Origin of the sequence: Actinoplanes sp. TFC3, from assembly GCF_001553785.1 — a bacterium.
Taxonomy (GTDB): domain Bacteria; phylum Actinomycetota; class Actinomycetes; order Mycobacteriales; family Micromonosporaceae; genus Actinoplanes.
Genome location: NZ_LOJP01000002.1, coordinates 1131605 through 1145208, shown reverse-complemented (window position 1 = coordinate 1145208; position 13604 = coordinate 1131605). Strand labels below are relative to the sequence as shown.

Genomic DNA, 13604 nt, shown 5'->3' with positions numbered 1-13604 from the left:
CGTTGAAGCTATGAATGAGTCTCCGGTGACGGCGCCCGTCTGCTATCGGCATCCGTCGAAGGAGACTTATGTCCGGTGCACCCGCTGCGAGCGGCCCATCTGCCCGGACTGCATGAACGCGGCTTCGGTCGGCCATCAGTGCCCGGAGTGCGTCGCCGCCGGGCGGCGCACTCAACGGCCGGCGCGCACCGCTTTCGGCGGCAGCGCGGCCGGCCGGTCCGGGACGGCGACCAAGACGCTGATCGGCGTCAACGTGCTGGTCATGATCATCTCGATCCTGTCGGCCGGCAACGCCAACGCGGTGGCCGGCGGCGGCCTCGGCGGCCTGCTCGGCAACGGCACCCCGCTGACCAACTGGGGTGCTGTGGTCAGCTACAGCACGTTCGGCGACCTGGGCATCGCGGGCAACGGCGAGTGGTATCGCCTGTTCACCGCGATGTTCCTGCACTTCGGCGTGATCCACCTGCTGCTCAACATGTACGCGCTGTGGATCCTGGGCCGCGATCTCGAAGGTGCCCTCGGCCCGCTGCGCTTCACCGGGCTTTATCTGCTCGCCGGCTTCGGTGGCAACGTGGCGGCGTACCTCTTCACCGGCCCCAACACCCCGACCGCCGGCGCGTCCACAGCGGTTTTCGGGTTGATGGCCGCGATGCTCGTGCTGCTCAAACGGCTCAACCTGAGCATCGCCCCGATCCTGCCGGTGATCGTGATCAACGTGATCTTCACGCTGACGATCAGCAACATCTCCGTGCCCGGTCACTTCGGCGGGCTGATCGCCGGGTTCCTGGCCGCGGTGGCCATCGCGTACGCGCCGAGGCAGCGCCGCAACCTGGTGCAGGGCGTCGGGCTGGCGGCTATTTTTCTGGTGCTGGTGGTCTTAGCGGTGATCCGGACGATGTCTCTGCCGGCATAGGCTGATCGCGCAACCGGGCCAGCTCCTGGGCCACTTCCTCCGGATCGCTGCCCAGTTCGTGGACGCTGAGCAGATACAGGCTGTCACCGGCGTCGATCTCAAGAAGCTCGCTGCGGATGCCCCGGCGTTCGCGCCGGTCCACCCGCACCCGCTCGATCTGGGCCCAGGGCAGATGCCGCCGGGCCAGATAGCCGGCAACCAGCGTGACCCCGGTGGCATCGGCGGCCAACCGCACCGGCCGGACCAGGTCGCGCAGCGCCCAGCCGGCCAGGCCCAGAGCCACCGCCGCCGCCAGCACCCACTGGATCGGATCTTCCCGGCCGAACGCCACCACCAGCACGATCAGGGCGACCGCGCCGAGCAGCTTGGTCACCGGCAGCACGGGTTTGACCCGCCATTGCTGAGCAGCCATGGTCACCACTATGGCAGCCCGGCTACCGTTCGAGGTATGCGCGATGCGGTCATTGTGGGTGCGGTGCGAACTCCGGTCGGGCGGCGCAACGGCGGTCTCTCCGGTGTCCACCCGGTTGATCTCTCCGCCGGGGTGCTCCGCGCGCTAGCCGAACGTACGGGTCTGGACCCGGCCGATGTCGAGGACGTGCTCTGGGGCTGCGTCTCGCAGGGCGGTGAGCAGTCATGGAACATCGGCCGCAATGCCGTGCTGGCTGCGGGCTGGCCAGAGTCGGTGCCCGCGACGACCATGGATCGCCAGTGTGGATCGAGCCAGCAGGCCCTGCACGTGGCCGCGGCGACCGTGATCTCCGGGCAAGCCGACCTGGTGGTGGCCGGCGGCGTCGAGTCGATGAGCCGGGTGCCGCTGGGCTCGGCCGCCGCCGGGGCGGATCCGTACGGGCCCCTGGTGCACCAGCGCTACGACGGCGTCACGTTCAACCAGGGCATCGGCGCCGAGATGATCGCCGAGCGCTGGGGTTTCTCCCGGGCTCAGCTCGACGACTATGCGCTGGGCAGCCACGCGGCCGCGGCGAAGGCGCAGGATGCCGGCGAGTTCGACGCCGAGATCACGCCGGTCGGCGAGGTCATCCGCGACGAGGGCATCCGGCGGGACACCACGATCGAGAAGCTGGCCACGTTGAGGACACCGTTCACACCCGGCGGGGTCGTCACTGCGGGTTCGGCCTCGCAGATCTCCGACGGCGCCGCGGCGCTGGCGGTCACCACGTCGCGGTGGGCCGCGGCGCACGGGTTGCGCCCGCTGGCCCGGGTGCACACCGCTGTCGTGGCCGCGGACGACCCGGTGATCATGCTGACCGCGCCGATCCCGGCCACCGCGAAGGTGCTCGCCCGCGCCGGGCTCAGCCTCGACGACATCGGCGTGTATGAGGTGAACGAGGCGTTTGCGCCGGTCCCGCTGGCCTGGCTGGCCGAGACCGGCGCCGACCCGGCCCGGCTGAACCCGCGGGGTGGAGCCATCGCGCTGGGTCATCCGCTGGGCGCCTCGGGAGCGCGGATCATGACCACGATGCTGCACCACATGCGACAGCATGAGATCCGCTACGGCCTGCAAACCATGTGCGAGGGCGGCGGGATGGCCAACGCAACAGTTGTTGAGAGGCTGTAATTCGACATTCATCTCCCCGTGGCCGCTGCCTTCCCGGCGGGGTGAACGTTAAACGGCACATGGACGTGTTCTCCCGTACGTTCCTGCCCGCCGCCGCCGAGGCCGGAGTACCCATCCCCACCGTGAGCCGGCACCTGCCTGTCGTGCGCCGATGCGTCGACGCCGATGACTCGACAGCGCTGGTGACCCGCTGCGTCAGCCCGGACCGTTCGCTGTCCGGCGAGTACCTGATGGTGCTGACGTACCGCCGGCTGGTCATCACCCACGAGAGCCGGGTGCTGCGCCGTCTGCGCTTGCATTTGAACGCCAACCTGCGCCATCTCAGCGACGTTTCGTGGAACCCCGACCCGCGGCAATCCGCCATGGAGGTCTCGGCCACGGCGGTCGACGGGGTGCGCGAACGGTTCCGGCTGCGCGCCGGCGAGCCCGACCGGGTCTGGCATTTCGACGCCATGCTCAAGCACGTGTTCCGCGAGCGCCGCCTAATCGCGTCCTAGAAACTCCGAAAGAGACCGCCGCAGCCCGGCGGCGTCCAGACCATGCCAAGCGGCGTGGTCTGCCGGGGTGCCATAGCTGCGATATTCGGCCGCGCTCACCCCCAAATGCAGAGCCCGATGGGGTACGCGTGAAAGCGCGGCCGTCACCGCAGCGCTGGACGTGCCGGCCAGGTAGGGCTCCACCACGACGATCTCGTCGTGCACCAGTTCGCGCAGCCGGTTGACGTCCAACGGTCGCGGCGTGTTGGTGTAGGCCACCGTCACATCGAGCCCGGTGTCCAGCACCGCATCGAGCACCGGCCCGACCGCCAGCACCACCGCCGCGCCGCGCGGACCCTGCTTGATCACCTTGAGGTCGGTGCCCGGATAGGCCGAGCGGTTCTGCTGTTCGGACAGCCGGACGTACACCCGCTCGTCATGCCGGGCCGCCGCCCGCAGCAACTCCGGCACCTCATCGGCATGCCCGGGTACGTGCACGGTCCAGCCCTCCAGCGTGTCCAGCAACGCCACATCACCCGGCGACTGATGCGTGTACCCCTCGGCCGAGGCGTCGTACGAGGCCCCGATGCTGACCAGCACGGCGCCCGCGTCCTGGTGCCCGAGGTCGAGCTTGAGCTGCTCATACGCGCGGTCGACGAGGAAAGGCGCGTACGAGTGCAAATACGGTCGCAGCCCGGTCAGCGCGAGCCCACCCCCGACACCGGCCATCAGCTGCTCGCGGATCCCGACGTTGAGCACCCGGTCGGGATGGCGGCGCCGGGCCGGCTCGAACGCCGCAGCCGAGATATCGGCCAGCACGAGCGCGGTCCGCGGATCCTCGGCCAGCAGCTCGGTCGTCGTGGCGATGAACGTCTCCCGCACGATCAGCTCCCCTTCTTCTCGACGGCGGCTACCACCACATACGGTCCCCGGTCCCGCCGGTTCAGCGCCGCCTCCAACGCCTCGTGATCACGGCCGTTCACGTGCGCCGCCCGCCACCCGTGGAACCGGGTCGCAATGCCGCCCGGCCACCCGTGCGTTGACGACTGGTTGTCGATCACGATGGCGGTGACGTCAACGCCGGCCGCTGCTGCGTACGCGATGGCTTCGTGGTTCGATCCCTCGTCCAGCTCGGCATCGCCCAGCAGGACAAACGTCCGTGCCTGCAGATATCCCTGGGCGCGCAGGCCCAGGGCGGTTCCGACGGCCAGCCCGAGCCCGTGCCCGAGCGATCCGGTGCCGACTTCCACGCCCGGGATGAGCACGCGATCAGGGTGGTGGCCGAGCCGGCTGGCCGCGCCGGCCACGTCGTCGAGCCACTTCTGCGGGATGAAGCCCTTCGCCGCGAGCACCGCGTAGTAGGCGGCCGGCCCGTGCCCCTTGGACATCAGGAAGCGGTCGCGGTCGGGGGCTTCGACAGTGGCGGGCGAGACGCGCAGGACGCGATCGTAGAGTACCCACAAGACGTCGAATGTGGACCAAGCGCTCGGCGAATGCTTGGCATCAGCGGTGATCCGGCTCAGCAGGTCTGGCCGGGCAGCCGTAACAGTCATACGCTCACCCTGCAAGTTAAACCTCACTTCAACTCAAGGATGTCTGCGGTGGAACTGCTCACCATCGGCGACGTGTCGGCCCGAAGCGGCGTCGCCCAGTCCGCGCTGCGTTTCTACGAGCGCGAAGGCCTGATCCGCTCAACCCGGACCACCGGAAACCAGCGCCGCTACGAACGTCACGAGCTGCGGCGCATCGCGTTCATCCGGATCGCCCAGCAGGTCGGCGTCTCCCTGGATGAGATCCGGGCTGCGCTGGCCACCCTGCCCGAGAACCGCACCCCGACCAAGGCCGACTGGACGCGGCTGTCCGCCCGGTGGCGCCGCAAACTTGAGGACCGCATCAAGGTGATGGAACGCCTGCGCGATCAGCTGACCGGCTGCATCGGCTGCGGCTGCCTGTCGCTGCAACGCTGCACCCTGATCAACCCGAAGGACCGCCTGGCCACCCGCGGCCCCGGCCCCCAATTGATCATCAACCCGCCGTCGTAACCTTCGCGGGCCGCTGCCGGACAACATCCCAGGCCGCTTTACCGCTGGCGAAGTAGTCCCGAACAGCCTTCTCGGCCAGCAACCACTTCCCACACCCATCGCAGCGCGCCCGCACCCCGTCGACGTCCAGCCCCAGGCTCCGGCACACGGTCACTGCCCGCGAGAGGTGGTAGGACTGCGTGACAATCAGGGCCCGGTCGATGCCGTACAGGTCCTTGGCGCGCTTGCAGGTGTCGTAGGTGTCCAGCCCGTACGGATCAGCGGCGACTTTGTCCTTGGGCACCTTGAGCTCGTCAACCAGGTAGGACGTCATCACGCTCGCCTCATCGCCCGAGTCACCACCCCCATCGCCGGAAACAAGAACCGAGCCGGCCTTACCGCTGGTGACAAGCGCTGCCGCCGTCCGAAGCCGTCCGGCGAGGCGATTTTCAGGGGTACGGCCATCCGCGGCAACCTGGGTGCCCAGCACGATGACGACGTCGGCGGTGGGGGCGGCGCTTGCGTCGTACAGGTGGCCTTGGGCGGAGATTGTGGTCCACAGCCAGGGAGCGCTGACCAGAACAATTACGGCTCCCACGGCAATGACCAAACGCCGACGAGTTGCCTTCAACCTCACCCAGCCGACTCTATGGCGCCCGGTCAACCAGGGGCTGCGCCCGCAACTCATAATCACTTATGGTGCCGCTGCTGACGGCAATTTCGGTGCCCGCCCGGAGGAACGCCGCAGCCAAAATTTCGTTCCGGGGCGATGACATCGGCGAAATGGCGAACAAGTCCACCCATGGCCCGGAACCGCCCTACCCCGGATTCGGCGGCGACGTGCTGACGATCGATGCCAACTCCACGAGCCTGAGAAACCAAGCGGCCATCGTGGTGGGTAGCTACGACCGCGTCGCGCTGGACTATGGGAAGGCGCCTCATGACAAACCGCGCTAGCCGATCGTTGACGGCGGTCCTCCTCGGCGTGACATTGCTGGCCACCTCATGCAGCAGCGACCAGCCAGCAGACAAGGAGGCCCCATTGGAAACCAAATCCAAAGCCGAGATCGCGACAGCGGTACGAGATCAGGCTCAAGCGATCGCCGATGCCGCCGGCGGGGAACTCAAGAATTTTCTTGACCGCAGCGCTCCCTGCGAGGGCCGAAACGGGGAAACTGCCGACGATGGGCGTTGGAACCCGTCCGGCTTCGCCGCGATCCCACTTGCTTCGGACAAGCACGCCGCCGCGCTGAAGGCCATCGCCGATGCGTGGCAGAGCCAGGGCTGGGAGATCAGCGAGAACCGGACGTTCAAGGACGGCGGTGGATCCATCGCCGGCCGCAACCCGCAGAACGGATTGAACACCTCCATCACCAGCAGCAACCCGCCGAAGCAACTTGCGGTCATCATCGGATCCGCGTGCTACCGCCCGATCCAGGGTGAGGACCCGGCCAACGATTGAGGCAGCCGGATGAGGGCTCGCCTTCGCGCGTGACGCCAAGCGCGCGGGAAGCCAATCGCCCGCAACGGTGAGCGTTCGCGGACGTGAGCGCTCGCGAAGGTGATTGGTAAGCGGAGGGCGTGGGATTCGAACCCACGGAGACGCGGAACGCCTCACCGGTTTTCAAGACCGTGTGCTGCAACGACCCGACCAGGCGAAACGTTCGAAGTGCCGCCTCGGTTGCCGTACGTTTGTCGTAGCTGCGTCGAGTGGCTTCATGTGAAGCCGCCGCCGGGCATGCTCATAGACGCTCTGGAGACGCCCTGACGCCCTGAAGACGCCCTGAGATGAGGGGTCAAGGCGAGATCGACCAGGGCGCCAGGTAGACCCGGAACCGAGGGAGTCCCGGCAGTCCGGTTTGATCAAGCTACGCACGAGGTCAGCCGGGGCGACAGGGGCCGGTCTCGGCCGATGCGGTTACTGGCGTTGCTGTCCTTCACTGCTGTACAGCGACGCACCATAGGACTCGAACTTTAAACGACCACGGTCGCTGGACTATTTTGATGCATCTATCCGGTGCGGTTTCATGTCTCCACTTACAGGTGACAGAGAGCGCGCGATTGAACCTTGGCTCAGTAGCGTTTGCGGCTGTGAAGAAGGTCCGAATCGTGCTCCTAAGTATTCTCGCCGGGCTCACGGGAACAGCACCGTGTTGGGTTCCCTTCGTACCGTGGCCTGTGGCGCCGCATGCCATCGAGCAGATTGTTGTGCCAGACCTCGTCGGCGGTTCGTTGGACGAAGCGCATGACCAGTTGGAAGCTGAGGGCTTAAAGGCTTCAGCGACAAACATCTACGGCGAGGGTGATTGGCCGGACGATGGAGTCGTCCTCACGATCCTTCCAGTCGCCGGAAGCCGGGTACGACCTGGCACTACGATTGCTGTCTCAGCAGCGACGAAGACCGAGTTGGCGTTCTACACGAAGCCGATGCCGGACCTACGCGGGTCGATGCCGCCCGACAATCTCTCTGATCCGCTGACGCATTTGCGCATCAAGTACACCTACAGAGCGGTGAGAGATCGCGAAAAGCTCGGCTCGATTGTCGCGCAGAAGCCCAAGCCAGGAACTCACATGAAGCTGGGTGCGCAGATCACACTTACCGTGGCGGACTATAAGCCCACCGACTCCGGCGGCGGGTCGGACTATCCCGACCTGCGGGTGCCCGATGTGAACTGGCCGAACCCGTGCCGCCACACCAAGTGGTGTTGACCTTCTTCCCCCGAAGCCATCCCGTCTCAGAAGCCAGAGCGCCCCCGCCGGAGGCATGGTCCTATCCGAAGCCCTGACCCGGTTAGCCGGTGCGCCGGCCCGATGCCGGGCGGAGGCCACCAGCAGGCCGAGCGCGTCCGGCCGCGCCGCGTTTGCGCGGCGCCTTGATTCAAAAAAGAGGAATTCGGCAGTACTACTAAGTAGGCATGCACAGCTTGAAGCTGCTCGTCCCGCAATGGATCAAGGCCGCGCTCACAACACACGGTTTAGGAATTGTCGATCGTGTGCTGTTCGTAGATCGCCTACCTGCTGTTCTCCACGTCAAGGGCACCTAGGGGTGACCGTGGTTGACCGCCGGGTCGGCCTCTTGGCCGCCGTATCGGGCACGTAGCGGGCACGCCAACGGGCGCGCTCGCTGCGTTCCGTCCCCGTACCTTAAAACTTCATAGGCTTGATCTCTTCCGTGTCAAGTTCACGCGAGGCGCTCACCGACGGTCGCGTACGAATTCAGACATGGTGTCCGCGCCTCTAACGGTCCACACCGACATGCCCGATGGTCCTTGGTAGACCCATCCGCAGGTCACCACCTCCCGCCCGAGGACCTACAGTCTCAAGGGTGGACATCGACAACAATGCTGGATCGTGGGTACGGAACAACGCAGGGGTCCTGGTGCCAGCCCGACTTGGAGAGCCATCCACGCGCGGTGATAAAGAAACCCCGATTCCTCAGCGGGCACTTGATCCCCCCTGGGCTAGGGCATTCCAGCACGGACTAACGGTATTGGGATTTTTGACCTCGGTAGCAGCATTGGCCGTCGCTGTGATCGTTATGCGGGACCAGGCAAGAACGAACGAGGTAGCCAGGGAGCAGGCGGTGCGAGCACTTGCCTCGCGCGTGACCTTCCGTGAGATTAGCGGGAAAGAGGCTAAGTCAATATTCTCGAAGGCGGGTGAGGTGATCCAAGTCCAAAATCGCTCCATTTCGGGCATAGACTGGTTGATTTTTGAAGGAGAGCACTCTGGAGCAGATAACCGCTGGTACCTACTCCCCGAACTTCCGCCGTGCTCATCAATTTCTTTTCCGTCGCCTCCTGAGAGCGCGAAAGACGAGTATTTGGAAATTGAGGCCCTCTACTTTTATAACCAAGACGGCTGGTGGTGGCGCGGAGATGCGGGAACCCTTCGGCAACGGTCACCAGAACCGGGGCCGGGCCCGGCAAGCGCCAAGATACCCGTGGCCGGATTTGACGAAATGCTCCTGAAACAAATGGAGTCCGGCGTCTTGCCGTACAAAATCGAAGATTTAGATGCTTGTCAGTGACTCGGGCGACCTAGCGAACAGTATCCGGCGTAGAGGCCGACTCGTCCGTCGCTCCCAAGGTCGCGCCCATCGGGGTGTATGTGACCAGCGGTCATAGCTCAGCGTTGATGGTCGACGGTAGATGCTATTGGCCGTCCTCGGCCGCCCTGAAGATGCCCTAATGCCCTGGAGACGCCCTGAAATGGGGGGCCCTGGGCGTGCTCGACCAAGCGCCGGCCGAGCCCTGAACCTATGAATTCGCGGCAGCAAGGTCGGACGCGCATCGATGCACAGGTCAGAACCCCTGATCCGGTCCGCCTCGGTTTGTTGCAGTTAGGCGCGTTGCTGTACTTCGCTGCTGTACGGGTCGAAGCTAGCCGTATGCCTGTAGGTGATGTTGTGCAGTCAGCCATCGCAGCCGTAGGGGTCTTCGCCACCTTGTTCGTGGCCTGGATGGTGCTCCGCCTGGAGCGGCGAGATCGCGTCTCCTCCAAGCAAGAGGATCGAACAGAGGCCGATGTTCGCGAGCAGGACCGCCGACGACTGGAAGAGCAGAGAGCGCAGCAGGCGCGGCGATACGAGCATCATCGTGATGACTACCTCTTCGCTGTTGAAGCTTTGGAAGCGATCGAGGAATCTCTACGAAGTGTTCAGGATGACAAGACAGGGCACCGATTGATGATGTCGCTGGAGCTAGACGAGCCCGCCGAACTGCTGGAGCGTTTGAGCCGTCGCCTTCCCGAGCTGGCGAATCCATTTGGCAGAGTGGCTGAGACCGCCAAGGAAGCCTACATGCTATGCATCAGCATCGACAAAAACTTCTTCTTCGATGCTTTCTCCAAGCCAGACGAAACAGGTCATATGGCGGTACTGCACAACAGAGCCTATCCCGTTTTCATGAAGACGATTAGGAATGCAATCTTGCTAGACCGCGTTTCGCGGGATGGTCTCGAGGCAGTCGAGATAGCGAGGTCCGCCATTGCCGAAGAGTGGGGCGATCGCAAAATTTCTCGCGAGTAGACGCGTTCATCCCCTACCACTATCCCGTCGGCCTTCGTCCGCACGGCTTCGCCTGGACGAAGGTTGACGGGATGACGCTACCTATCCCGGAGCGCCAGGCTCCCCGCCGGAGGCACGAATTTTGGCCCCGTACCGCCACTGACAGAATTCCTTGGACTGATGCCGGCCTTTCAGCGGTCCGAGGGCTTCTTCGTGTTTCGCGCCTGTCGCAGGGCCGGAACCGCCGGGTCGGCGCCCAGCGAAGCGGCCGGGCGTCCGATCCCGAGCGGCGCGCGCAGCGCGGCCCTGCTCAGACGGGGCAAGCGGCCTGCGAAGCGCAACTTCTTGTCCCCGCGCCAAGGCCAGGACGAGGATGTGAGGGGAAGAATCCACTGCTATTCGTTCTAAAACTTGCTTAGACGCCTCGGAGAATGATGAAGCTATACATGGACGAGTCGGGAAACGGCAATCCGTCGCAGCCGCTTATATTAGGTGCAGTCGAGATTGATGAGGATTTCGAGGACGTTGACAAAAGAGTCGTGGAGCTCTATCGGAACCTTTCTGCCCGACGCAGTTTAATGGGACTCGCAAGTTTTGAAAAGTTTCGCGAGCATGGATTTCACGCCTCGACGGATCCGGTTGAAGTGTCTGTTCCCTTCTCCGATCTCATGCAAGATATTCATTTCAGGGCGTACGTATACGTAACTGACAGGTCCAGTGCCTATGCTGGCTACAGTGAAAAGGAGCAGTTAGAGTATATGTACGAAACGATGTTGGGAGATCTTCTCCTCCGTTTTCGCAATCTAGACCAATTGTCATGTGTGGTCGAAGAGAATGAGATGCTGAAGACGTTCTTCGGAGATCTACCGACCAAGGCGACGCGCCGAGCCATCGAAAAGCTCGGCCGCGCTCTTAAACTGCCCCAACTAGAGATCACCGTAGCCGCTAAGAAGCAAGCCATGTCAATGGCAATCATCGATTACCTTATGTTGACTGTCAGTAGATGGATTCAAGCCAAATATACTACAGAACCAGCGAACAGAGTCTGTCGCGCTTTACGTGAGGTTGAGCCGTATATGTCTGTCCTATATTCACTGGAACATGGCGTCATCTCCAGCCGCAAAGCGCCTTTGCACTGACACGGGGCCATGATAGGCTATGTTGCCGAGTGGGGCCGTGGTCAGTCTGGTGCGCGATCTGCGTACGTTGCTAAATAGCTCTTGCATACATGGGGACACAGCCCCGCTCGGCTTTTAAATTTAGGTGTTGACCTTGGTTCTCACGGCAGACATTCTTATCGGTGCAATCGGCTACCCGACGCGAGTACTCGAAGAACTTGCTTTGATGCTACGAGGCGGTGGTCTTCAGGTCTTCAGCCTTCAGTCTCACCGTAAAAGGCGTGGCGGCGTCCGCGAGATTGTAAAACCCAGACCACTCCTTGACTCCGTTAGCAAGAATCTTTACCGAAGCCTATTAGAACTGTTGCCGTACCGCCCGCCCGATCACGTACATGGATTCGTCCGCGGGCGTTCGACACTTACAAATGCTCGTGCTCACTTAGGTAAACCATGTGTCCTACGTGTAGATCTGGAAGATTTCTTTCCGTCCATTAGCTCAACGACGCTCCAGGGGGCACTTGACCAGCAAGGTTGTGACGAGAAGGCTGCCGAGCTCGTCGTAAGCCTCGCCACCGTATTCCAAAGATTGCCAATTGGGCTAAGTACATCACCCTTTCTTTCGAACGTTGTCTTTCTAAGCACTGATTACGCCCTCTCCGAATATGCCCGTGCAAACAATCTATCTTTCACCCGCTATGTGGATGATCTAGCTTTCTCGGGCGATGTAAATGATCAACATTTTGAGGCTATCTCAGAAATTCTCAACAATTCGGGGTGGTCCATTAATGTGGACAAGACTGCATTCATGCGGCGAGGGGGGCGTCAATACGTTACCGGACTATATGTTGGAATGGCAGATAGGCCTCGTGTACCTCGTTCGCTCAGACGCGAGATGCGCAGAACTTTTCACTTAATTGAGAAGTTCGGATACGAGTGCTACATGGAGGACTTTGGCGGTGAAGCAGCGGCTATGTTCCCGCAACGTCTGCGTGGGTGGGCCCGCTATATCGCATCGATTGAACCGGATTTGGGCTATCCTCTGTTAAGGCGAATAGACGAGTTGGTACCGGATCAGTACGTGTCGGCGCGTGATTTAGAAGCCTATTATGACTACGGTGAGTACCAAGTTATCGAAAGTGCAGAAGATCTTTACGGCTCCGAAGGCCCTGACTATTAGAGGCCCCGCACAAAAGTGTTTTCCGGTGCAGCCATCCCGTCGCCCTCGACCCGCCCACCGTGGGAGCGGGCCGTCGGCTGAGCCCGCCGCGTCAAGACGGCCTCGACGCCAGAAACCCAGGCCGGTGGGTGCCGGCGGGGGTCTGCTCGGCTTGCCCGGTCGTGGGTGACGGGGTGCGCGGCCAGGCCGCGCCGGTCGGCCCGCCGCGCAACGCTCCTCAACCCTTCATCCCGCTGCGCCCTGTCGTCGCTGCGGCCCGATCCGCTTTCCACGCCAGCCGACGAGGTCGCCTGCGTGGCCGTCGCGTGCGACAGCTAAGCGATGGACGCGCCTAGGCGGCGGCGTGAGCGGCCCGTTTCGGACCGTCTTGGAAACGTACAGAAGCTTCGAACGCGAATCGCGGCGACCGGCCGACCGATACGAGCGCCGCGCGAGTCGGGATGCCAAGGTCGCTCAGGGAGCCTTTCGCCAGCCTGCCTCCAACGCGATGCGGCGGACGGCCTCGTCTCGGGTGAACCGGCCGATATGTTGACCCGGGTCGTCAGGTCCAGGACCACATACATAAGCGTTCCATTTGTCGCCGATGCTGGCGTGAAGCCAACCGATGAGGTCGTCGTTCCAAAGAACTGCCATGCCACCGAGGTCGGAGCGAGTGAGTCTGACGCCCCGGAGTAGCGGGTCGTGTCGGGGCTCCACAGCTGGGCTACCGGACCCAGCCGAGGAAGCGCTCATGCAGGTCGGCAGGTATCGCGCCGGATGCGGCGTAGTCGTCGAATGCCACCCAGTGCTGTATGCCGAGGTATAGCAGAAGGGCCGATCGGCTGCCGAGGTATTCGATCGAGAGGTTGACCTTGGCGATGGCGCAGGGCCACGCCTCGCCGCACTTGCCGCAGTCCCACGATGGCCGTTCGGGTAGGTGCTCTTCCATGACGTGCCTTTCAGCTTCGAAATCGCTTTGGCTCAAGCTTGTACAAGTTTGTTCTTAGACGTACAGGAATGTGGTTATGGGTATTCAGTCGATAGCGGTCGTTTAGCTTGGGGAGGTGATCGAACCGGATGGGCCGGTGCCGCCCTATCTCCAGCTCGCCGAGATTCTTGGTGGGCGTATCGAGCGTGGGGACTGGCAGCCGAACCGGCCGATCCCCTCGGAACTTCAGTTAGTGCAAGAGTTCGGTATCGCGCGGGGAACCGTCCGCCGGGCGGTCGCCGTTCTCAGGGAGCGCGGCCTGGTCTTCACTGTCCCGCAGCGGGGCACGTATGTCTCCCCGCCCTCGGCCGCTGCCGCCGACTGACTCCGCCTGCTCCGCGCCGG

17 protein-coding genes are annotated in these 13604 nt (G+C 63.4%); 12 read left to right on the top strand and 5 right to left on the bottom strand.

Features of this window, described 5'->3' with window-relative positions:
- The first annotated feature begins 10 nt into the window (after positions 1-10).
- Complete coding sequence (locus tag TFC3_RS32410; protein ID WP_067509531.1) at positions 11-913, top strand: rhomboid family intramembrane serine protease; 903 nt, start codon at positions 11-13, stop codon at positions 911-913.
- On the opposite strand, the gene TFC3_RS32405 is transcribed toward TFC3_RS32410, so the two are convergent.
- A complete protein-coding gene (locus tag TFC3_RS32405; RefSeq protein WP_082772702.1) occupies positions 855-1325 on the bottom strand; it encodes a PH domain-containing protein in 471 nt (156 codons plus the stop codon). The two genes, TFC3_RS32410 and TFC3_RS32405, sit on opposite strands and share 59 nt — an antisense overlap.
- A 36-nt stretch (positions 1326-1361) precedes the next feature.
- Here TFC3_RS32405 and TFC3_RS32400 point away from each other — a divergent pair, with 36 nt between their 5' ends.
- Positions 1362-2492: an acetyl-CoA C-acyltransferase gene (locus tag TFC3_RS32400; RefSeq protein WP_067509527.1), complete on the top strand. Its 1131-nt coding sequence runs from the start codon at positions 1362-1364 to the stop codon at positions 2490-2492.
- A gap of 59 nt (positions 2493-2551) precedes the next feature.
- Positions 2552-2989 carry a hypothetical protein gene (locus tag TFC3_RS32395; protein WP_067509525.1) on the top strand — a complete coding sequence of 146 codons (438 nt, stop codon included), beginning with the start codon at positions 2552-2554 and terminating at the stop codon, positions 2987-2989.
- On the opposite strand, the gene TFC3_RS32390 is transcribed toward TFC3_RS32395, so the two are convergent.
- Entirely contained in the window at positions 2975-3850 is an 876-nt protein-coding gene (locus tag TFC3_RS32390; RefSeq protein WP_067509523.1) for a transketolase family protein, read from the bottom strand. The genes TFC3_RS32395 and TFC3_RS32390 overlap by 15 nt on opposite strands.
- A 2-nt stretch (positions 3851-3852) precedes the next feature.
- A complete protein-coding gene (locus TFC3_RS32385; RefSeq protein ID WP_067509521.1) occupies positions 3853-4521 on the bottom strand; it encodes a thiamine pyrophosphate-dependent enzyme in 669 nt (222 codons plus the stop codon).
- Between the two features lie 39 nt (positions 4522-4560).
- On the opposite strand from TFC3_RS32385, the gene soxR reads away from it, so the two are divergent.
- Complete coding sequence (soxR, locus tag TFC3_RS32380) at positions 4561-5010, top strand: redox-sensitive transcriptional activator SoxR (RefSeq protein WP_067509519.1); 450 nt, start codon at positions 4561-4563, stop codon at positions 5008-5010.
- Here the strand turns inward: soxR and TFC3_RS32375 are convergent.
- Positions 4994-5587, bottom strand: coding sequence for a vancomycin high temperature exclusion protein (locus tag TFC3_RS32375; protein WP_236718577.1), 594 nt, complete (start codon positions 5585-5587; stop codon positions 4994-4996). The genes soxR and TFC3_RS32375 overlap by 17 nt on opposite strands.
- 98 nt (positions 5588-5685) lie before the next feature.
- On the opposite strand from TFC3_RS32375, the gene TFC3_RS32370 reads away from it, so the two are divergent.
- The 7 genes from TFC3_RS32370 (at position 5686) to TFC3_RS36535 (ending at position 12292) form a co-directional block, all read left to right on the top strand.
- Entirely contained in the window at positions 5686-5946 is a 261-nt protein-coding gene (locus tag TFC3_RS32370; RefSeq protein ID WP_067509515.1) for a hypothetical protein, read from the top strand.
- Positions 5947-5974: 28 nt separating this feature from the next.
- Entirely contained in the window at positions 5975-6451 is a 477-nt protein-coding gene (locus TFC3_RS39810) for a hypothetical protein (protein ID WP_236718576.1), read from the top strand.
- 629 nt (positions 6452-7080) lie between these two features.
- Entirely contained in the window at positions 7081-7698 is a 618-nt protein-coding gene (locus TFC3_RS36540; protein WP_161952717.1) for a PASTA domain-containing protein, read from the top strand.
- Positions 7699-8314: 616 nt separating this feature from the next.
- Positions 8315-9019: a hypothetical protein gene (locus TFC3_RS37580; protein ID WP_153040579.1), complete on the top strand. Its 705-nt coding sequence runs from the start codon at positions 8315-8317 to the stop codon at positions 9017-9019.
- 231 nt (positions 9020-9250) lie between these two features.
- The gene (locus tag TFC3_RS32355) at positions 9251-10018 is read left to right on the top strand and encodes a hypothetical protein (protein ID WP_153040578.1); all 768 of its coding nucleotides are present in this window, start codon (positions 9251-9253) and stop codon (positions 10016-10018) included.
- Positions 10019-10443: 425 nt separating this feature from the next.
- A complete protein-coding gene (locus TFC3_RS37575; RefSeq protein ID WP_153040577.1) occupies positions 10444-11136 on the top strand; it encodes a hypothetical protein in 693 nt (230 codons plus the stop codon).
- A 127-nt stretch (positions 11137-11263) separates the two neighbouring features.
- The gene (locus TFC3_RS36535) at positions 11264-12292 is read left to right on the top strand and encodes a reverse transcriptase family protein (protein ID WP_153040576.1); all 1029 of its coding nucleotides are present in this window, start codon (positions 11264-11266) and stop codon (positions 12290-12292) included.
- A 703-nt stretch (positions 12293-12995) separates the two neighbouring features.
- On the opposite strand, the gene TFC3_RS32350 is transcribed toward TFC3_RS36535, so the two are convergent.
- Positions 12996-13256 carry a hypothetical protein gene (locus TFC3_RS32350; protein WP_236718575.1) on the bottom strand — a complete coding sequence of 87 codons (261 nt, stop codon included), beginning with the start codon at positions 13254-13256 and terminating at the stop codon, positions 12996-12998.
- Positions 13257-13335: 79 nt separating this feature from the next.
- On the opposite strand from TFC3_RS32350, the gene TFC3_RS39805 reads away from it, so the two are divergent.
- Entirely contained in the window at positions 13336-13584 is a 249-nt protein-coding gene (locus TFC3_RS39805; RefSeq protein ID WP_082772657.1) for a GntR family transcriptional regulator, read from the top strand.
- Positions 13585-13604 lie beyond the last annotated feature (20 nt).